This is a genomic window from Pseudomonas sp. JL3 (assembly GCF_031570575.1).
Lineage (GTDB): Bacteria > Pseudomonadota > Gammaproteobacteria > Pseudomonadales > Pseudomonadaceae > Aquipseudomonas > Aquipseudomonas cucumis.
The window spans coordinates 614472-633523 of sequence record NZ_JAKWJK010000001.1 but is presented as its reverse complement, the minus strand read 5'-3'; the positions used below and the strand labels follow the sequence as shown (position 1 = coordinate 633523).

The window sequence follows — 19052 nt, the reverse complement described above, 5'->3', positions numbered from 1 at the left end:
GGGGCGGCAGCCCGGTGCTGCCGCCATGATGGATGCACGACAAGGACTTTGCCTGTTCATGAGTATTTCGTGGTTACCCAAACACGGTCTGCTGACCACCCTGATCAGCTTGACCATCGGCCAGGCCATGGCGGCCGCGCCGAACCTGAGCCTCACACCCTGGGCGCCGAACCTGGTGGTCGACGCGGTCGCGTTCTTGCCCGTCGACCTGGGCCCCGAACGCCTGGCCGCCAGCGAGCGTGACGGCTTGCTGCTGCTCGACGCCCAAGGCAAAGAGCTGGCGCGGCTGAAAGGTTCGTTCAGCAGCCTGGACAGCCGCGCCGCCGGCCAACAAATCCTGGTGGCCAGCCTCGACAACGCCCGTCAACAAGCGCTGCTGGTCAGCCTCGATCCGGCCAAGCGCAGTTGGGGGCAACCGGTGTATCTGCCGACGCGGGATTACCCGGTGAACGGCTTGTGCCTGTACCGCGACGAAGCCAGCAACCTGTTCCTGTTTCTGGTGGGCGAGGAGGGCAAGGGTGAGCAATGGCTGGTGGGCAACGGCGCCACTTTGAATCCGCAACCGCAACGGGTGCGCGGTCTGCCGCTGCCGCCGTCGGCACAGTTCTGCCAGGTCGACGATGGCGCTAATCAATTGGTGGTCAATGAGGAGAACGTCGGTTGGTGGGCCTACCCGGCGCATGCCGAAGCCGATGTAACGCGCACACCGGTGGCCATGCGCGAACCGTTCGGCGAGATCAAACAGGCCGCGGGTGCAATGGCCCTGGTGCCGGGTGGCATCGTCGCACTCGATCCGAAAGCCGCGCAGTTGCATCTTTATCAGCAGCAGGGCGAACGCTGGGCGGCGCAGGCCACTTTGACGTTGCCAGGTATGAAGGAGCCGGAAAACCTTGCCCTGCGCCCAACAGCCAAAGGCTTGCAAGTACTGCTGCGCGACGATGATGACGGCCGCCTGTATCAGGGCGAACTCGACTGGCAAGCCACGCCGGTGCCCTTGGCGCCGGTGCTGGCGAACGTAAAAGCAATCAGCCAAAGCGACCCGGTCGGGCGCCAGGGCGATGCCGCGGATGATCCGGCGATCTGGATTCACCCGCAGCAACCCGCCCTGAGTCGAGTGCTGGGCACCAATAAAAAGCAGGGGCTGATGGCGTATGACCTGCAAGGCAAGCTGTTGCAGGAATTGCCGGTGGGGCGGCTGAACAACGTCGATATACGACCGAACTTCAAGCTCGGTCAGCAGACCGTCGACCTCGCGGTGGCGAGCAATCGCGATCACAACAGTCTCAGCCTGTTCAGCATCGACCGCACCAGCGGCGAACTGCGCGAAACCGGCGAGATTCCCACGCCGCTCAAGGACATCTACGGCATCTGCCTGTTTCAACCGGCCAGCGGCGAAATCTATGCGATCGCCAACGGCAAGGACGGCACCTTCCTGCAATACCGTTTGAGCGCGCCGGATGGCAGCGTACAGGGCGAGTTGGTGCGCCAGTTCAAGGTCGACAGCCAGCCCGAAGGCTGTGTTGCCGACGACCAGCGTCAGCGCTTGTTTCTCGGTGAAGAGGACGTCGGCGTCTGGGCCGTGGACGCCCGTACCGATCAGCCGGCGACGCTCAGCAGCGTGATCAAGGTCGGTGCGCAATTGCAGGCGGATGTGGAAGGGCTGGCGCTCTATCAAAGCGCGACGCAGGACTATTTGGTGATCTCCAGCCAGGGCAACGACAGCTATGTAGTGCTCGATGCCGAACCGCCGTTCGCGTCTCGCGGCGCATTCCGCGTCGGGCTGAACGCTGCGGCGGGTATCGACGGCGCCTCTGAGACCGATGGCCTGGAAGTCACCTCGGCCAACCTGGGCGGGCCCTGGAGCCACGGCATGCTGGTGGTGCAGGACGGCCGCAAACGCATGCCCGAGCAAACCCAGAACTTCAAATTCGTGCCCTGGGCCGAGGTCACCAAGGCGTTGAAATTGCCCTGATTCGGCCAGTCATCAACCTGTCATCACCATTTCATCGAATAGCTCAACGGCCGTCGCGCATCGACGGCCCGAGAGCGCCAGACAAGGAGTTTCACCATGCAAGCGACACTGGAACACATGACCATCTGGGGCCTGATCAGTGACGCCAGCCTGCTGGTCAAAGCTGTCATGCTCATCCTGTTGCTGGCGTCGGTGCTCAGCTGGTACCTGATCATCCAGCGCAGCGGCGTGCTGCAACGTCGCGAGCGGCAGCTCGACAACTTCATGCAGCGCTTTCGCAGCACTGCGGACCTGTTGCCGCTGTACCGCGAGACCGCACAGGGCACGGACAGCGAAGCCGGGGTCGAGCCGATTTTTCACGCCGGGTTTCAGGAGTTCAGCCACCTCAAACAGCACTCGGGGAATGCGGCCGACGTGGTGCTCGAAGGCGTTGAACGGGCATTGTACGTGGCCATCAGCGAGCAAGAAGTCCGCCTGGAGAAGGGCTTGCAGTTCCTCGCCACGGTCGGTTCCGTCAGCCCCTATATCGGCCTGTTCGGCACGGTGTGGGGGATCATGAATTCCTTCCTCGGCCTGTCCCAGGTGCAGCAGGCGACGCTGTCCACCGTGGCCCCGGGCATCGCCGAAGCGCTGATCGCCACGGCCATCGGCCTGTTTGCCGCCATCCCGGCGGTGATCGCCTACAACCGTTTTTCGGCGCGCAGCCAAACCCTGCTGACTCGCTACTACGCCTTCGGCAATGAATTGCAGGTGCGCTTGCATCGCACCTTGCATGGCACGCCGATGAACCTGGCCGTCGCAGCCTGAGAGGAGAATGCAGATGCTCGTCAGACCGCAACGCAAGCACGGGCCCAAGGCCGAAATGAATGTGGTGCCGTACATCGATGTGATGCTGGTGCTGCTGGTGATTTTCATGGTCACCGCACCGATGCTGACCCAGGGTGTGAAGATCGAACTGCCCAAGGTCGCCAGTGAAGCGTTGGCCACCGATACCCGCCAGCAAATCCTTACCCTGTCGGTGAAGGCCGAGGGTGGTTATTACTGGAACCTCGGCGGTGAACTGGATACGCAGCACCAGACCGACAGTGCGGTGGCGCTTGAGGAGATGCGCGCCAAGGTCGCGCAAATCGTTGCCGGACGCCGTGACACCCAGGTTTACATTCGCGCCGACAAGGACGCCGGTTACGGCAGTGTGGTCGCAGCCATGGCGGCATTGCAGCAGGGCGGTGTGAACAACCTCGGGCTGGTGACCGAGGCCCCGCAATGACGGCTATGATCATGCCCGGTCCATCCATGACGTTGCGTGGCGCTGCTCGCAGCGGGTTCTGGAAAAACAGTCTGGCGGCGAGCCTGGCGGTAGGGCTGCATGCCATCGTGCTGGCGTTGCTGCTGCACGGCTGGTCGCTGGAGAAACCTCCGGTCGAACAGCCAGCGGTGTTGAGGACGCAATTGGTGATGTTGCCACCGGCGCCGCAGCCACAGGCGCCTGAACCAGTAGCGGCGCCGACGCCGGAGCCGGTTGCCGAGGCGCCCATCCAACCCGTCAAACCTGCGATCGATCCGCAGCTCCAGGCGCAAAAGCTTGAACAGGCCGTTCTTGCGCGCAAACGCGTCGAAGACAAAAAACGCGAACTCCAGGCCGAGCAACAACGCCAGCGTCAGGAGACAGAAAAACGCACTCATGACCTCGAACAGCAGCGCCAGGCCCAAGAGCAGGCACAACGCGCCGAACAATCGCGCCTGGCCGCCGAGCGTGCGCGTCAGCAGGCCGCCCAGGTGGCTGCCGACAGCCGCCAATACCTGCCGCTGAGCAAGGAAGCGCCGGACTATCCGCAACGGGCGCTGGATAAAAACATCGAAGGTGATTGCACTGTGGAATACACCGTCAATCCGCAAGGCAGAATCGAGAACCCCAAGGTGCTGGACGGTTGCCATCCGTTGTTCATGCGTCCGTCGCTGACCGCCGCCAACACCTTCCGTTACCAGCCGAGAATCGTCGACGGCCACGCGGTTGCGGTGCCGGCCGTGCGCAACACCTTTCACTACCGGATCAAGTAAGCGGCGCCCCATAGCGGGTCGGCGTGCGGCTATGCGGTCGTGAGATGTCGTCGCGACCCCGCGAGGGTTTGCGCTGGTGCCACACGTTGCGCCTGACGTCGTGGTGCTGGCGTGGCGCCAAGCACCAACGCCGAACTCGACCACGATTCGCCGTCAGCGAGGAAGGCGAGCAGCGTCGCATGCTGCTACTCACCAGGCAGTGCGCCGGCCTCAATAAGCGTTGGAGGCGGGTATCGGGTCTCGATACCCGCCCAGAAAAAACGAACTTGCGAAGCGGCCGCGTCTCGAATTTAAAAGACTCGAGAAGAAGGCGCCCAATGAGCAAGTCGATAGGCGCAAAAGACCTGATTACCCACAGCAGACCTCTGTCGGTCATGACGCCCCAGGAGCACCCGCGATACGACCTGGTGCTGTTGATCGTGTTTCTTTTGATCGTCACAGCGCTGGGTATTTCCCCCCGTAGCCGAGTGGATTGGGTTCTTGAAAATCTGCTGGCCCTGCTGCTGGTGATGGTCCTGGTGGGCGTTTACCGACGGTTCCGTCTGTCTGCCGTCTCTATCAGCCTGGTGTTCGTGTTTCTCTGTATCCATGAACTGGGTTCGCACTACACCTACGCGCTGGTGCCCTACGACCGCTGGTGCTCGGCCTTGACCGGAGTCAGCCTCAACAAAACCCTTGGGTTTGAACGCAATCATTATGATCGGCTGGTCCATCTGACCTATGGACTCTTGATGGTCTATCCGATTCGGGAAGTGCTTGCGCGAATCACGCCGCTGCGGGGTTTCTGGGTTGGATTTGTCGCGCTGAATATCATTCTGTCGACCTCGGCGGTCTATGAAATCGTGGAATGGATAGGTGGGCAATTCCTGGGAAAAGACACCGCCAAGGCTTTTGTCGCTGCGCAAAATGACCCATGGGACTCTCAGGCCGACATGGCGCTGGCGGTTGGAGGTGCGTTCTTCACGCTATGGGTTGTGTGGTTCCGGCGCCGGTTGTTTTATCGAAATGTTCAATTAAATGTCTCCGAAGAAAATTCATAAAATTTATAGAGTGTTCTAATTGAATGATGTCGGTAAGCCGCTAATGTAAAGTTGATGTAACACTTGGAATGTGCGCGCAGTAGTTGTTTTGCCGACGAATAGCGTTGAACTTATTTGATCCTGGGCAGTATCAATGTCATTGCAATGTGCCTGTAATATGGCAGGTGTTTTTATCTGGTAACAAGACGCATTAAGGCGAGGTTGAATTGTGCTGTATGTTCATACAAATTACCTTGTTGTTTAGCTTGCTACAATAATAAGTTATTCAATTGTAAGGGTTTTATTATGGTTATTTGCTTAGTGTTTAATGTTATCAATAATGGCGAGTCATGATGTTTGGTGGCAATATTTTGGCGGCGCTAGTGTCAAAAAATAACTAGATAATTAGTCGGGCATTTTTCTGGCGGGGTGCTAGTGTTGGTAGTCTTGTGTTGGATCACACTTGGTTGCTTCTTAGGGGGAGTGCATCATGTCGACTCCAAATCCTCGTATTGCAGTTTTCGGTCATAAAGTTTCCAGTTCTAATATTCCAGAGATTGAACACTTTTCGGATCTAAGCAGTTTGTTGGCTGCACCCATATTCGATGTTCTATTGCTTGATATGCCAGCGGCTTATGCCGGGCGAGTGTTGCGCAAATTGCGCTCGACTCCAGCGTATCGCTACCAGCTCGTTTATTGCTGTCGAGACCAGGACAGCTGGTGTGAAGCGCTGGGCGATGGCCCATGCCCTGCCGAAACCAGCGAAATAAAAATGCTCTGGGAGATCTGGCGAGAACGCTTCAACCTGTTCCGGCAGGGTTCTGCGCCCGAGCGGTTTGAAGGTCGGGTGCTGTCGTGGCTGTGGTTACGCGCCGACGCCCATGTGTATGCCCTGCGCGACCCCGAAGTCCCCCAGCATTATCGCTATCCGCTGCTCGAGGCACTGGCGGATAGCGAGCAGGTCAACCCGTTTGTCTGGCTCAGTTTGATGGTGCAGCACGACTGGCTGGAAGAGGGCGTGCTGGTTGATCGGGTACGTCTGTGTTCGGACTGTGGTTCGGGGCGCCTCAATTACATTGATGTGTGCGCCGAATGCCAGGCGATGGACATTTCACGGCAACCTTCATTGCACTGCTTCACCTGTGGTCACGTGGGTCATCAGGAGTCGTTTCTCAAGGATGGCCTGTTGCTCTGCCCCAACTGCCTGAACCGTTTGCGGCACATCGGCAGTGACTACGACCGCCCCTTGGAAAATTACCGCTGCCGCTCATGCCAGGCGTTTTTTGTCGACGCCGATGTGCAGGCGCGTTGCCTGGATTGCGGCCTGTCCCACGCGCCCGACAAGTTGCGCATACGCGAAGTTAGAGACTTTCGCCTGGCGGAAGCGGGGCGCTTCCGGTGTCGCCAGGACTTCAATGATCGATCAATCAACCATTTCGGTCGGCTCAATTTGTTGGGCGGCAAGGATTTCTACGAGCTTTTGACCTGGCAGCTTCAGGTGGTGCGCCGTTACCAGCAACCGGCGTTCTCACTGATCGGCCTGCGCTTCGTCAATCTGGCCGGTACGCTGGCGCGTCTTGGCGAGCACCGCGGGCATGCCTTCATCGATAGCCTGACGGATCGGCTGAAGGAGTCCGTCAGGGAAACCGACCGCTGTTCGCGAAGCACCGAAGAGTTCTTCTGGATCATGCTGCCGCACACCGATAACAAAGGGCTGGAGTTTGTCACCCAGCGTTTGGGCCGGGTCGCCGAATTGTTTTCCGCACCGGAGGTCAGTGACATTTCCCTGCGCGTCGTCAGCTTCACTGCCCCCGGGGATTTGCTCGAACAAGAAGACGGCGAGCTGCTGCTGGCCCGTCTTGCCAGTGAGTTGATTTAAGCCATGAGCCCGTTGATGGAGCAACTCTACAGCCTGCTCAGTGCGATCATGGGGACGGACGGTTTGAGCCGGTTGTTCTACATGCTCTTTCCGTTGTTTCTGGTGTTTGAATTGCCGCTGACGATCATGGTGCTACTGGGCGTATTGCGCTGGTTTGCCCGTCGGCGCAGCAGCGTGCCGAAGACCAGTCTCTATCGGCCCAAGGTCTCTTGCATCATCACCTGCTACAGCGAAGGGATGGATGTCCAGACCACGCTGTTGAGCCTGTGCGAGCAGACATACCCCGGCCACATCGAGATGATTCCGGTGGTGGACGGCGCCACGGTGAATCAACCGACGCTCAGCGCCGTTCGCCGTTTTAACGTGGACCCGCTGTTGTACCCCCGGCGCCATTTGCGCCCGATCGCCAAATGGCAGAGGGGCGGACGGGTGTCGTCATTGAACGCCGGCCTGTCCCATGCCAGCGGCGAAATCGTCATGGCGCTCGACGGTGATACGTCCTTCGACAACAACATGGTCAGCGCCATCGTGCGCAATTTCGAAGACCCTTCGGTGCCTGCGGTCGCTGGCAGCCTGCGGGTGCGCAAAGTCTGGGGCTCCTGGGTCACGGCGATGCAAGCGCTGGAATACGTGTTGTCGATTCACATGTCGAAAATCGGCCTGGCCGAATGGAACCTGGTGAATAACGTCTCGGGTGCCTTTGGCGCTTTTCGCCGCAGTTTCCTGGTGAAAATCGGTGGCTGGAACACCCACACCGCGGAAGATCTGGACCTGACGCTGCGCATCAAAAGTTACTTCAAGCGACACGACTTGAAGATTCCTTTCGAGCCGGAAGCCATCGGGCACACCGATGCACCCGCGACCCTCAGGCAGTTTCTGATGCAGCGTTTGCGCTGGGACGGCGACCTGTTTTTTCTGTATGTCAGAAAGCACAACCACAACATCAACCCGGATTTACTGGGCTGGCCAACCTTCCTGATGATCCTGCTCAGTGGCTTCTTTTTCCAGTTGGTGCTGCCGTTCATCATCTTCATCTACACCTTGCTGGCGCTCTTCATTCTGCCGGGCAAGACGCTGTTGTTTCTGTTTGCTCTGATCTACCTGCTGTACCTGATGATCACCCTGCTGCTGTTCGGCGCTATGTTGTCGATGGTGTCCGACCGACCTCGACAGGACGTGACCCTGGGGTTGTTGGTGCCTGTCTTCCCTCTGTTCATGCTACTCATTCGGTGCTGGAGCGCAGTGGCCATGCTCAACGAGATGTTTCGTCGAGGCCATGAAGAGACCTCGATGGCGCCGTGGTGGGTTCTTAAACGAGCCACGAGGTTTTGATATGCGATCAGTACTTCTAGCCTTGACCCTGTCGCTGCCCCCAGCGGCACTCGTCGCACAACCGCTGCCCCTTCAGGACTTGATCGACAAGCAGCAATCGGACCCCATGTTTCGCGCCGGCGAGGCCGACCTGCGGCAACTGCGTTTCTTGCTGGCATCCACATCGGCGCCAGCGCCGAAGTCGGGGGCAGGGGCGCAGACGCGTTCGGGTAAGTGGTCCCAGGCCAGTTATGTCTGGGACAGCGAAGCGTTGCTCGATCCCGATCGGCGCGAGGCAGAGCTTCAGGCCCTGCGCAAGGCCGGGATGGAGAAGATCTACCTCGGCCTCAAGGCTGCACAGGTCAATGACTTGATCACGACCCGCCGACGGCTCGAACAACTGCTTGAGGACGCGGCCCGCGAGGATCTGCAAGTGAGTCTGTTGCTCGGCGATTCGAGCTGGATCGAGCCGACGGACCGTCACCAGCTCAGCGATTTATTGAAGAAGTTGAAGGGGCTTGCATTCAGCAGCTTGCATCTGGACCTCGAGGTCGAACAACTGGGCATGCCCGTCCCCGATCAGCGCCTGAAAAACTGGCTCGACACCTTACGCATGGCGTCCAGCGAGAGCCCATGGCCGGTGGAAATATCCAGCCATCATCGCTGGTTCGCAGAACCAAAACCCGGGCAAACCTGTGTGCCTTGCGCACTTCCCGAGGCCGGCGTGCATCAGGTCAGCCTGATGATCTACACCCGCAACCCGAAAAACAGCGCACGCATGACGGAGCAAATCGCCCAGCGCTGGCCGGCGCTGCAATTTCGTTTGGCCCAAAGCACAGAACCCGAATTGCCAGCCACGGAAAGCTGGGCGGGCGCATCGACTGAACAGTTGAAACATCAGGCCAGCGCCTGGCGCGAACAATTGCAACCGCGGGGGGTTGCCGGTATTGACTGGCAGGCCTGGCGAGACTTCCCAAAACGGTGAGCCGTCATGAAAATTCGTTTCGATAGTCGCAAAGAATTGAACCCCACCCAGGAGCAGGGTTTGAGCGTGCTGTACGCACCGGGCAAGCGCATGGCCTTTCGCGCACGCTGGTATTTGATTCTGTTGCTGGTCGCCAGCCCACTGATCTGGCTGGGTGGAAAACTGGCTTACAGCATGCTGATGATCGATGCACCGGCGCAATTGCGCTTGCCGATTTACGAGGTGCGCGCGCGCGATGCCGGCCGGGTCGATCAGCTGTTTGCAAAGGCGGGCGAGCAAGTCGAGGCCGATCAGATGCTAGTCACTCTGGACAACCCGGAATGGCGGGCCCGGCTGGCGCAACTGGCCGCCATGCCGACCAAGGCGACGGGCACAGGCACCGGCACTGCCCAATTGGGTGGCCGCGAGCGTCAGTTGCTCAAGACCCGAATCGGCAGGGCGGAACAAAAGATCAAGGAATTGGGGTACCTGGCTGACCGAGGCGCGGCGGCTCGCGGCGAGGTGCTGGCAGCGCAGTCGGAGCTCGACGGGTTTCGAGCGGACTTGTTGGCGTTTGAACGCCGCGAGCAACTGGCGCGTCAGCCCCCGCAAGGGCTTGAGCGAGAGATCATTCAGCAGAACGCCGAGCAGCAGTGGTTGAAGACGCGTCTCGCCGCATTGTCGATCAAGGCAGGACAGAGCGGCCGGATCGCGGAAGTGCTGGTGACTCCAGGTGAAAACGTCGGTGCCGGCACGCTGTTGATGCGCCTGGAGCGACTGGAGGACCCATTGCTTTGGATTTATCTGGAGCCGCTCAATATCAGTTACGCCGCGATCGGTCAGCCGTTGCGCGTGCGCATGCCGGATGGCCAGTGGTTGGCGGCTCACGTCGTGCAGGCGGTGGACAGCGCCGGCCGCACGCCGACTGTGCTGCGCGGCCCGTTTGCCGCCAGTGAAATGGGTTTGCAGGTCGCAGCCCGGTTCGATGACCCGCTGCCGTCGCGCTGGCGAATCGATCAACTGCCCTTGAATGTTCGTTTCCCCACCGATTGGCAAGAGATGTTCAGTGCCGGCCGGGCGTTGATGGAAAAAGTCGAGGGGCTCGTCGCGATGGATCGACCTACAACCACTACTCCAGAGTGAATTTGCCATGTCTGCTGATCGAATTCTTGTGACGGGTGGCGCGGGCTTCATTGGTTCGCACCTGGTCGAAGCCTTGCTTGAAAACGGCTATGGCGTTCGGGTACTGGATGATCTTTCAACCGGAAAACTGGCGAATCTGCCGGTGGATCGGGCGCATTTGAGCCTGATAGTCGGGGATGTCGCGGACGCGCCGACGGTGGAGCGCGCCCTGAAAGATTGCAGCGCGGTGGTGCATCTGGCCGCGGTCGCCTCGGTTCAGGCGTCGGTCGAAGACCCGGTCGCCACCCATCAAAGCAACTTCATCGGGACGCTGAACATCTGCGAAGCCATGCGCCAGGCCGGCCTGAGAAGGGTAGTGTTCGCCTCCAGTGCGGCCATCTATGGCAACAACGGCGAGGGCACGGCCATCACCGAAGACACGCCCAAAGCCCCATTGACGCCCTATGCCGCGGACAAACTGGCCAGTGAGCATTTCTTCGATTTTTATCGCCGTCAGCATGGTCTGGAGCCAGTGATTCTGCGCTTTTTCAACATTTACGGACCACGCCAGGACCCTTCATCGCCTTACTCCGGGGTCATCAGTATTTTCAGCGAAAGAGCCAAGAAACACCTGCCCGTCACCGTGTATGGGGACGGCGAACAGACCCGGGATTTCGTTTACGTGGAGGACCTTGTAAAGGTGCTGGTACAGGCGGTGAAAGAATCGGAGCCGAGCGGCGAACCGGTCAATGTCGGTTTCAACCGTTCCACCAGCATCAACCAGCTGGCGGCCGCATTGAGCACTCTGCTGGGGCGGCCTCTGGCGTTGAATTATGCTGCGCCGCGTTCTGGTGACATTCGCCATTCCCGGGCCGATAACAAGCGTTTGCTCGAACGTTTTCGGTGCACCGAGCCGACCTGTTTTGCCGATGGTTTGGGTCACTTGCTCAGAAGTCTGGAGAGCGGTGACCGGTGAGCACCCGGGGCGTATAACCGGATGGAACTGTTGTCGCAGGCGCACCGTCAATCGAGGATAAGGCCGCCGGACCTCAGACGCCGAGATGCAGGAGGCCTTTATCCTTCGACCCCATGACGGAGGGCCCCTCAATGAGGATCGCTCAGATCGCGCCGCTTACCGAACGTTGTCCGCCCCGTTTGTACGGTGGCACTGAGCGGATTGTGTCTTACCTGACCGAAGAGTTGGTACGACAGGGACACGATGTCACGCTCTTCGCCAGTGGCGATTCGCAAACCTCGGCACGCCTGGAACCAGGTGCGCCCCAGGCCCTGCGGTTCGATCCACGCGTCAAGGACGGGGCGGTTCATCACATTCTGATGCTCGATCAGGTCCTGCGGCAGGCGGATCAATTTGATGTGATGCATTTTCATGTCGATATCTTCCATTTTCCTATGATTCGACACTTGGTCGGGCGTAGCGTGACCACGCTTCACGGGCGTCTGGACATTGCGGACTACCAATCCTTTTACCCTCACTTTCCCGAGGTGCCGCTGGTCTCGGTGTCCAAGGCGCAACGCACCCCGGTGAAGGGTGACGTCAATTGGGTGGGCAATGTCTATCACGGCATTCCGGGGGATCTGCTGGCCTTCAACCCCGAGCCGATTGGCGATTACCTGGTGTTTCTGGGGCGCATTTCTCCCGAAAAACGCCCCGACCGGGCCATCGAGATTGCCTCCAAAGCCGGGCTGTCATTGAAGATCGCGGCCAAGGTCGACAAGGCTGATCAGGTGTATTGGGAAGAAGCCATCGCACCGATGATCGCCAGCCATCCGAATGTTGAATTTCTCGGCGAGATCGATGAATCCCAAAAGGCAGACTTGCTGGGCAATGCCCGCGCCTTGATCTTTCCCATCGACTGGCCCGAACCGTTCGGTCTGGTCATGATCGAAGCCATGGCCTGCGGCACACCGGTTATTGCCTTCGCTCACGGCTCGGTGCCGGAAGTGATCGACGAGGGTGTGTCCGGTTACATCGTCGATGGCGTCGCCGGGGCGGTGGCGGCAGTGCAGCGGTTGGGAGAACTGGATCGGCGCAAGGTGCGGGCCAGGTTCGACGAACGGTTCACGGTCGAACGCATGACCAACAACTATCTGGAGTTGTATCGCCACCTGACGGCGGGCAACACCTATGGCCATCCCTCCACACCCTTCGATATTCCGGCCACCGCGTCGCTGCAAGAGTTGCGTTTGCGTAACCTGAAAAACAACGACACCTTCGCCGTGTTCGATCCCAATGGTGACGTGTTGTTTGCAGACGACAGCCCACAAGGGATTTTCCATACCGATACCCGACACCTTTCCGGGCTCTACCTGACGCTTAACGGCGCGCGGCCGCTGTTGCTCAGTTCCACGCTGCGTGATGACAATGCGATGCTCACCTGCGACCTGACCAACCCGGATCTGTTCGACACTAGTGGTGAAAAAATCCTGCACCACGATTTGATCCATCTGCGCCGCTCACGGTTCTTGTGGAAGGGGTCCTGCTATGAACGCCTGACCCTGCGCAATTTCGACGACTCGCCCCAGCATCTGCAATTGAGAATCCAGTTCGCGGCCGACTTCAAAGACCTGTTCGAAGTTCGCGGTGCCCGGCGCCCGCAACGCGGAGAGGGGCATCGGGCAGAGATCACCGATGAAGAGGTCGTGCTTTCCTACACCGGCCTGGACCACAAACGGCGCATGACCCGTCTGCGTTTCGCCCCGGTGCCGGCCAGCCTGACCTGCGATTCGGCGTTGTTCGAGGTGCGGTTGGCCCCGGGGGAAAGCCAGTCGCTGTTCATGGACATCAACTGCGGCGTGCAAAATCCGCCGTTTACGGTGCGCCACGGGTTCTTCATTTCATTGCGCGATTCCCGGCGCGAGTTACGCACATTCTCTTCGCGGGCAGCCTCGGTGGTGACCTCCCACGATGTGTTCAACGAGGCGGTCAGCCGCAGCGTTTCCGACCTCTACATGCTCATGACTAAAACCCGCGAGGGGCTATATCCCTATGCCGGTATTCCATGGTTCAGCACCGTTTTCGGACGAGATGCGCTGATCACGGCATGGGAGATGCTGTGGTTCGATCCCGGCATTGCCAAAGGCGTGCTCGGGCATCTGGCCGTCAACCAGGCAACCATCGTCGACCCCCACGCCGACTCCGAGCCCGGTAAAATCCTGCACGAGATAAGGTTGGGAGAAATGGCCGAGTTAGGCGAGGTGCCGTTCCGACGTTACTACGGCAGCATCGACTCCACGCCGCTGTTCGTCATGCTGGCCGCCGCGTATCTGGAGCGCACCAATGACTTGGGCACACTGCGTCAGCTTTGGCCCAATATCGAAGCGGCGCTGAACTGGATCGAGGAGTATGGCGACCGGGATGGCGATGGTTTTGTCGAGTATGGCCGGCAGTCCGCCGAGGGGCTGATTAACCAGGGCTGGAAGGACAGCCACGATTCGGTTTTCCATGCTGATGGGCAACTGGCCGTGGGCCCGATTGCGATTGTCGAAGTTCAGGCCTACGTGTATGGCGCCTGGACTGGTGCCGCTAAAATCGCTCGTCGGCTGGGTGATCCGGACCGGGCCCAACGCTTGAAATACAAGGCTCAACGCTTGCGCGAAGAATTCGATAACCGCTTCTTCGACGAAGAACTGGGCACTTATGTATTGGCTCTGGACGGCAACAAAAAACCCTGTCGAATCCGCACCTCCAATGCCGGCCATGCGCTGTTTGCGGGCATCGCTTACCCGGAACGCGCGGCATCGGTCGTCAGCGCCCTGATGGACCGCTCATCCTTTTCCGGCTGGGGCGTGCGCACCGTCGCGTCTTCCCAGGCCCGCTATAACCCGATGAGTTACCACAATGGCTCCGTCTGGCCCCATGACAATGCCTTGATTGCCGCGGGCTTCGCCCATTACGGTTTTCGTCAGGATGCAGCGCGGATTTTCGAAGGCCTGTTCGCCGCGTCCACCTACATCGATCTGCGGCGCCTGCCCGAACTGTTCTGCGGCTTTGCCCGGCAACGCACCCAAGGGCCGACGTTCTATCCAGTCGCGTGCATGCCCCAGGCTTGGGCCGCCGCTGCGCCGTTGTCGATGATTCAGTCGTGCCTGGGGCTGAGCTTCAGGCCGAGGAAACTCAACATCCTGTTCGACGAACCGGTGCTCCCGGCGTTTCTGGACACCATCGCCTTGCGGCGTCTGGCATTGGGTACTGAATCTGTGGATTTGATGCTCAGGCGTTCGGGCAAGAACGTGATGATCGAGGTTCTCAATCGCCAAGGGCCGGTGCGGATCTTGAGCACCAGTTAGGGTGATGAGCGTGGGCTTTCGTATCAGGATTCTGAATATCACCCAGCGTGTCAGAAGGTGAATGCTTGCCCTGATCGTGACGAATGCCGGGTCATTTCAGTCTCCAGCAGATGCTCGACCAGCACGTCATTCAAAAAGCGGAATTGATCGTTGAGCCCGACCACTTCGTTACTGAAGTGATTGGCCGCTGCCGGCATCAGCAAGGCTTCGAAGTGCTTGTCGAACACCAGCGCGACCGCTTTGCGCGAGACGACCTGTTGCGAGTAATAGTTGCTGCCGAATACCGGAAAGCTCACGGCGAGGCTGACGGAATGAATCATGATTTCGGCTCCTCGGTTTGACCGATATCCAGCACAAAGCGGGAAAACAGGGTCAGGGTGACGGCCGTCAGGGCCAGGCAGGTCAGGAGATGGATCAACATGATTTGCCCCTCCGTGCGGGGTTTGAAATGGGGATGAGGTTGATCCTGCACCTGACGGTTTTTTTGCGGAAGGCATTCGCGGCGATGGTGAATATTGACGTGAATGATGGTGGCTATCTGCGCAGAGAAAGTAGGAGCCAAGGTCATCCATTGTGGCGAGGGAGCTTGCTCCCGCTCGGCTGCGAAGCAGTCGCAATAAAAGACGCCTGCGTTATATCTGGACCACCGCGGTGGCAGGTTTCAGGGCCGCTCCGCGCCCCAGCGGGAGCAAGCTCCCTCGCCACACCCGCCCCCGACCTATACTCAAATCAGCACGCTCTTTAGCGTCGGACACTTCGTTCGGCGAGAAATGTAGGACCCCGCGATCTTGAACCTGCGTTCGCTGATCGTCGCTGTGTTGATGATATTGGCGGGATGCGCCACGCCCACGCGTGCGCCGGTAGTCGTGGTGCCGGTGGTGGTGTCCCAGAGCACTTGGCAGCAGGTGGACCGGGAGATTGTCGCCGCTTCCCAGCAGGCCACCGAACAGGCCAGGGTTTACGCTCGCGGGTCCATGGAGCATTGGCGCACGCGGGTTTATCAGCAAACCGAAGAAGTGTTCATTCCGTGGTTCAGCAGCTACTGGACCCAGGAATGGCTGTCGATGAAAGTCAGTTGGTACGCCATCAACGCCGGGGACGAACAGGATGCCTCGGCCAAACGCCTGGCGGCCTATCTGCTGGAGCAATATCACCGGCGCGTGCTGGAACCGGTGGCGGTGGAAATCGAACCCGACGCGATTCTCGGCCAGGCGACAGAGTTTTATGTGCAGCTGATGGGTCAGCAACTCGAAGTTATTTCCAAGCGTCATGGCGTGCCCATGGCGCAGCTCAACAGTCGTGTCCAGAAAATTCCGGCTATTTCGCTGGGCCCACCGTCCACCCGTGACGCTTCGCTGTACCAGGTGGTGCATGCTGAACTGAGCAAATTACCGGCCTACCTGGCGCTGATCGAGAGAATCCATACGGCGGGCGGCGAGAAGGGCATTGCTTCGACGGACGCCGGCATGGCGCCGGTGGCCAAGCGTGCCAGTAAGCGAATAGAAGCCGAAATGGCCCCCCGAGGAGCGGCCAGTGCGGTGGCGGCAGTGGTGGGGAAGGCGGCCGGGGCGTTGATTTCCATGGGAGTGGCGGGGGTGCGCGCGATTATTCAGGCCAACGACCGGCCCGATAGCGAAGCGCTGATCCGCAGCAGCCTGGGCAATTCGTTCGACAAGGCGTGGGTGAAGCTGGTGGATAACCCCGCTACCGGCGTCATGGCCGGAACGCTGTACATGGCCAGGCAAATCGAGGGCAGCCTGGCCGCCACCATCGAACAGCCAGTCGAGCCGTCGGTCGATCAGAACGCGGGATCTGTCGATTTTAGCCACGTTGATTCGACTACCCAGCGGATCACCCCATAACCCGAGGAGAACGATCATGGCTTATGTCGATGGCTTCGTCGCTGCAGTACCCACCGCCAACCGCGAAAAATTCAAGCAACACGCGCAATCCGCCGCCGCGATCTTCAAGGAAAACGGTGCACTCAGCCTCGCCGAATGCTGGGGCGATGACGTGCCCGATGGCAAAGTGACTTCGTTCCCTATGGCGGTAAAACTCAAGGAAGACGAAACCGTGGTGTTTTCCTGGATCGTCTGGCCCGACAAGGCTACCCGTGATGCCGGGATGGCGAAACTCATGAGCGATCCGCGGATGCAACCCGACGTCAATCCGATGCCGTTCGACGGCCAGCGGGCGATATTTGGCGGTTTCGAGATGCTCGTCAAAGCCTGAGGTGGCAGCAGGATCACTCTGGCGTCGGGGTGGTCCTGCAGCTTTTGCGGTTACGAATCTCGCTGTCCGAGGGTCGCTCCTTGATGAACTCGAAGCGCGGCTCACCTTCGTTGTAGTGAACCAGCCAGCCCCATTCCAGCTCGAACTCATCCTGACCGGGCTTCGGTGGCACGGCCCACCATGGCTCTTTACTGATGATCTGACGCATGGCGCCCTCCCGTCGATTCGGTTGCTTCAACTATAACGCGCATGCCGGCACGTGCCAGAAATGCACTTGCTGACGTGGTATCCCTTTGTAAAATCAAAGGGTCCCCGAAGCCTTGAGGTGGCAGACATGAGCGATGAATCCCGTGAGCCGTTCAAGCGGCTGTTCTTCGCCCTGAACTGCGCCCCCGAACAACGCCGGGCCATCGCCCAATGGCGCAACGCGCTGGGGCTCAACATCGGGCGCCCGGTGCCGGCGGAGAACTTTCATCTGACGCTGCTGTTTCTCGGCACGGTGGGGATGGCGCAGATAGCGGGCGTCTGCGAGGCCGCCGCCAATGTGCGGATGCCCGGCGTACCGTTGACGGTTGTGCTTGATCGCCTGGAAGTCTGGCGTCGATCCGGGGTTCTGTTGCTGGCGCCCGCGCAGGCAGAACCGCAGTTGCTGCAGTTGGTGTATGCGCTGGAGCAGGCCATGTTGCCGTTTGGCTTTGAGGACACCCGTCGGGAATTTCGCCCGCATTTGACCCTGATGCGCGACTACCGGGCGCCGGTCCCCGAATCCGCTACGCCGCCAGAGTTTTTCCTGCGTGCTGACCGCTTCACCTTGTTCGAATCCCATAAAGGCCGCTACCGGGCGTTGGCCGAATGGCCGTTGGTTTATGCATAAAAAAGGCGCCCGAGAGCGCCTGAAATTCACCTTGACCGAGGAAGCCAGGTGAAGCCGTTCTTCTTCAGAAGCGTGCAGCGGTGGTAAGGCGCTGCGTGAACGGGAAATGGTTGAAACCTTGCCACTGATCGTTCCCACGCAGAGCGTGGGAACGATCAGTGAGGCGGGCAGGATGGGATTATTTACCGAGTTTCACCCGCGTCCAGCCCCGGGTCATCACCCGCTGAATACCGATCGGCATATCTGGAATCGCATACAACGTCGCCATCACCGCTTGCGGCGGGTAGGACCCCGGGTCGTCGCGAATGGCTTGATCCACCAGTGGCGTGGCCGCCGCGTTGGCGTTGCTGTAGCCGATGCTGTTGGTGACTTCGGCGATGATGTCCGGGCGCATCAGGAAGTTCATGAACAGGTAGGCATTGTCGACGTTGGCCGCGTCCCGTGGGATGGCGACCATGTCGTAAAAGCTGCCGGCGCCTTCTTTCGGGATGCTGTATTCGATCTTTACCTTGTCGCCGACTTCCTTGGCACGGGCCTTGGCTTGTAGCACGTCGCCGGAGTAACCGACGGCGACGCAGATATTGCCGTTGGCCAGGTCGGAGATGTACTTCGACGAATGGAAATAAGCCACCGACGGGCGAATCTTCATGAACAGCGCTTCGGCTTCGGCGATCTGCGCCTTGTCCTGAGAGTTCACCGGGTAGCCTAGATAGTGCAGGGCGGCCGGGAGCATTTCTGTCGGCGAATCAAGAAAGCTGATGCCGCAGGCTTTGAGCTTCGCGGCGTTTTCCGGTTTGAACAGCAGGTCCCAGGAATTCACTGGGGCATCAGTGCCCAGCACTTCCTTGACCTTGGCCGGGTTGTAACCGATACCGATCGAACCCCACATGTACGGGAAAGCGTGGCCATTGTCAGGGTCGCTGGCGGAGGCGTTTTTCAGCAGCACCGGGTTGAGGTTTTTCCAGTTCGACAGCTTCGATTTATCCAGCGGCTGATACACGCCGGCCTTGATCTGCTTGGCCAGGAAACTGTTGGACGGCACCACAATGTCGTAGCCGGATTTACCGGCCAGCAAGCGTGCCTCAAGGGTTTCGTTACTGTCGAACACATCGTAGGTCACGCGGATGCCGGTCTCGTCTTCGAACTTCTTGACCGTGTCCGGGGCGATGTAATCCGACCAGTTGTAGACGCGCAATACCTTGTCATTGGCCTGGGCACCGGTAGCCATCGCGCCCAATAAGGACAGTGTCAGCAGAGTCCTGCCAAACATTTTCATCGGTACAACTCCATTTTCTTTTTTATTCAAATACGCA

Annotated in this window: 17 protein-coding genes and 1 pseudogene; 15 read left to right on the top strand and 3 right to left on the bottom strand. The window is 59.5% G+C overall.

All coding sequences use genetic code 11. The features are described from left to right. The first annotated feature begins 58 nt into the window (after nucleotides 1-58). From MMG91_RS02720 to MMG91_RS02665, 12 genes and pseudogenes are all read left to right on the top strand, one after another. Entirely contained in the window at nucleotides 59-1972 is a 1914-nt protein-coding gene (locus MMG91_RS02720; protein WP_310658650.1) for a phytase, read from the top strand. A gap of 96 nt (nucleotides 1973-2068) precedes the next feature. Then, nucleotides 2069-2779: a protein TolQ gene (gene tolQ / locus MMG91_RS02715; RefSeq protein ID WP_305449296.1), complete on the top strand. Its 711-nt coding sequence runs from the start codon at nucleotides 2069-2071 to the stop codon at nucleotides 2777-2779. Between the two features lie 13 nt (nucleotides 2780-2792). Next, nucleotides 2793-3239, top strand: coding sequence for a protein TolR (gene tolR, locus MMG91_RS02710; protein ID WP_310658649.1), 447 nt, complete (start codon nucleotides 2793-2795; stop codon nucleotides 3237-3239). Then, complete coding sequence (locus MMG91_RS02705) at nucleotides 3236-4030, top strand: TonB family protein (RefSeq protein ID WP_310658648.1); 795 nt, start codon at nucleotides 3236-3238, stop codon at nucleotides 4028-4030. The genes tolR and MMG91_RS02705 overlap by 4 nt, the downstream gene beginning before the upstream one ends. A gap of 317 nt (nucleotides 4031-4347) precedes the next feature. Next, nucleotides 4348-5070, top strand: a complete 723-nt coding sequence (locus tag MMG91_RS02700) for a DUF2238 domain-containing protein (RefSeq protein ID WP_310658647.1) — start codon at nucleotides 4348-4350, stop codon at nucleotides 5068-5070. Nucleotides 5071-5539: 469 nt separating this feature from the next. Continuing rightward, on the top strand, nucleotides 5540-6928 hold the full coding sequence (locus MMG91_RS02695; RefSeq protein ID WP_405046508.1) for a diguanylate cyclase domain-containing protein: 1389 nt from the start codon (nucleotides 5540-5542) through the stop codon (nucleotides 6926-6928). 3 nt (nucleotides 6929-6931) lie between these two features. After that, the gene (locus MMG91_RS02690; RefSeq protein ID WP_310658645.1) at nucleotides 6932-8260 is read left to right on the top strand and encodes a glycosyltransferase; all 1329 of its coding nucleotides are present in this window, start codon (nucleotides 6932-6934) and stop codon (nucleotides 8258-8260) included. Nucleotide 8261: 1 nt separating this feature from the next. Next, on the top strand, nucleotides 8262-9224 hold the full coding sequence (locus tag MMG91_RS02685; RefSeq protein WP_310658644.1) for a hypothetical protein: 963 nt from the start codon (nucleotides 8262-8264) through the stop codon (nucleotides 9222-9224). Between the two features lie 6 nt (nucleotides 9225-9230). After that, nucleotides 9231-10346 (top strand): efflux RND transporter periplasmic adaptor subunit, encoded by a 1116-nt coding sequence (locus MMG91_RS02680; protein WP_310658643.1) that lies wholly within the window; start codon nucleotides 9231-9233, stop codon nucleotides 10344-10346. A 7-nt stretch (nucleotides 10347-10353) separates the two neighbouring features. Beyond that, entirely contained in the window at nucleotides 10354-11301 is a 948-nt protein-coding gene (locus tag MMG91_RS02675; RefSeq protein WP_310658642.1) for an NAD-dependent epimerase/dehydratase family protein, read from the top strand. Between the two features lie 113 nt (nucleotides 11302-11414). Then, nucleotides 11415-11744: pseudogene (locus MMG91_RS02670) on the top strand (glycosyltransferase); the annotation flags it as partial. Nucleotides 11745-11762: 18 nt separating this feature from the next. Then, a complete protein-coding gene (locus MMG91_RS02665) occupies nucleotides 11763-14633 on the top strand; it encodes a glycogen debranching N-terminal domain-containing protein (RefSeq protein ID WP_310658724.1) in 2871 nt (956 codons plus the stop codon). Between the two features lie 50 nt (nucleotides 14634-14683). Here MMG91_RS02665 and MMG91_RS02660 read toward each other — a convergent pair whose 3' ends face one another. After that, nucleotides 14684-14953: a hypothetical protein gene (locus tag MMG91_RS02660; RefSeq protein ID WP_310658641.1), complete on the bottom strand. Its 270-nt coding sequence runs from the start codon at nucleotides 14951-14953 to the stop codon at nucleotides 14684-14686. A 468-nt stretch (nucleotides 14954-15421) separates the two neighbouring features. On the opposite strand from MMG91_RS02660, the gene MMG91_RS02655 reads away from it, so the two are divergent. Further along, on the top strand, nucleotides 15422-16495 hold the full coding sequence (locus tag MMG91_RS02655; RefSeq protein ID WP_310658640.1) for a hypothetical protein: 1074 nt from the start codon (nucleotides 15422-15424) through the stop codon (nucleotides 16493-16495). Nucleotides 16496-16511: 16 nt separating this feature from the next. Beyond that, nucleotides 16512-16865 carry a DUF1428 domain-containing protein gene (locus MMG91_RS02650; protein WP_305421770.1) on the top strand — a complete coding sequence of 118 codons (354 nt, stop codon included), beginning with the start codon at nucleotides 16512-16514 and terminating at the stop codon, nucleotides 16863-16865. A gap of 13 nt (nucleotides 16866-16878) precedes the next feature. Here MMG91_RS02650 and MMG91_RS02645 read toward each other — a convergent pair whose 3' ends face one another. Further along, nucleotides 16879-17073, bottom strand: coding sequence for a hypothetical protein (locus tag MMG91_RS02645; RefSeq protein WP_305421769.1), 195 nt, complete (start codon nucleotides 17071-17073; stop codon nucleotides 16879-16881). A 126-nt stretch (nucleotides 17074-17199) separates the two neighbouring features. Between MMG91_RS02645 and thpR the strand changes: the two genes are divergently transcribed. Then, the gene (gene thpR, locus MMG91_RS02640; RefSeq protein WP_310658639.1) at nucleotides 17200-17739 is read left to right on the top strand and encodes an RNA 2',3'-cyclic phosphodiesterase; all 540 of its coding nucleotides are present in this window, start codon (nucleotides 17200-17202) and stop codon (nucleotides 17737-17739) included. 178 nt (nucleotides 17740-17917) lie between these two features. Here the strand turns inward: thpR and MMG91_RS02635 are convergent, their stop codons facing one another. Next, a complete protein-coding gene (locus MMG91_RS02635; protein ID WP_310658638.1) occupies nucleotides 17918-19015 on the bottom strand; it encodes a polyamine ABC transporter substrate-binding protein in 1098 nt (365 codons plus the stop codon). Between the last annotated feature and the right edge of the window lie 37 nt (nucleotides 19016-19052).

Excerpts from the sequence above, each read along its gene's own strand:
- MMG91_RS02720 (WP_310658650.1), top strand. The coding sequence starts at position 59 with ATGAGTATTTCGTGGTTACCCAAACACGGTCTGCTGACCACCCTGATC.
- tolQ (WP_305449296.1), top strand. The coding sequence starts at position 2,069 with ATGCAAGCGACACTGGAACACATGACCATCTGGGGCCTGATCAGTGAC.
- tolR (WP_310658649.1), top strand. The coding sequence starts at position 2,793 with ATGCTCGTCAGACCGCAACGCAAGCACGGGCCCAAGGCCGAAATGAAT.
- MMG91_RS02705 (WP_310658648.1), top strand. The coding sequence starts at position 3,236 with ATGACGGCTATGATCATGCCCGGTCCATCCATGACGTTGCGTGGCGCT.
- MMG91_RS02700 (WP_310658647.1), top strand. The coding sequence starts at position 4,348 with ATGAGCAAGTCGATAGGCGCAAAAGACCTGATTACCCACAGCAGACCT.
- MMG91_RS02695 (WP_405046508.1), top strand. The coding sequence starts at position 5,540 with ATGTCGACTCCAAATCCTCGTATTGCAGTTTTCGGTCATAAAGTTTCC.
- MMG91_RS02690 (WP_310658645.1), top strand. The coding sequence starts at position 6,932 with ATGAGCCCGTTGATGGAGCAACTCTACAGCCTGCTCAGTGCGATCATG.
- MMG91_RS02685 (WP_310658644.1), top strand. The coding sequence starts at position 8,262 with ATGCGATCAGTACTTCTAGCCTTGACCCTGTCGCTGCCCCCAGCGGCA.
- MMG91_RS02680 (WP_310658643.1), top strand. The coding sequence starts at position 9,231 with ATGAAAATTCGTTTCGATAGTCGCAAAGAATTGAACCCCACCCAGGAG.
- MMG91_RS02675 (WP_310658642.1), top strand. The coding sequence starts at position 10,354 with ATGTCTGCTGATCGAATTCTTGTGACGGGTGGCGCGGGCTTCATTGGT.
- MMG91_RS02660 (WP_310658641.1), bottom strand. The coding sequence starts at position 14,953 with ATGATTCATTCCGTCAGCCTCGCCGTGAGCTTTCCGGTATTCGGCAGC.
- MMG91_RS02650 (WP_305421770.1), top strand. The coding sequence starts at position 16,512 with ATGGCTTATGTCGATGGCTTCGTCGCTGCAGTACCCACCGCCAACCGC.
- MMG91_RS02645 (WP_305421769.1), bottom strand. The coding sequence starts at position 17,073 with ATGCGTCAGATCATCAGTAAAGAGCCATGGTGGGCCGTGCCACCGAAG.
- thpR (WP_310658639.1), top strand. The coding sequence starts at position 17,200 with ATGAGCGATGAATCCCGTGAGCCGTTCAAGCGGCTGTTCTTCGCCCTG.
- MMG91_RS02635 (WP_310658638.1), bottom strand. The coding sequence starts at position 19,015 with ATGAAAATGTTTGGCAGGACTCTGCTGACACTGTCCTTATTGGGCGCG.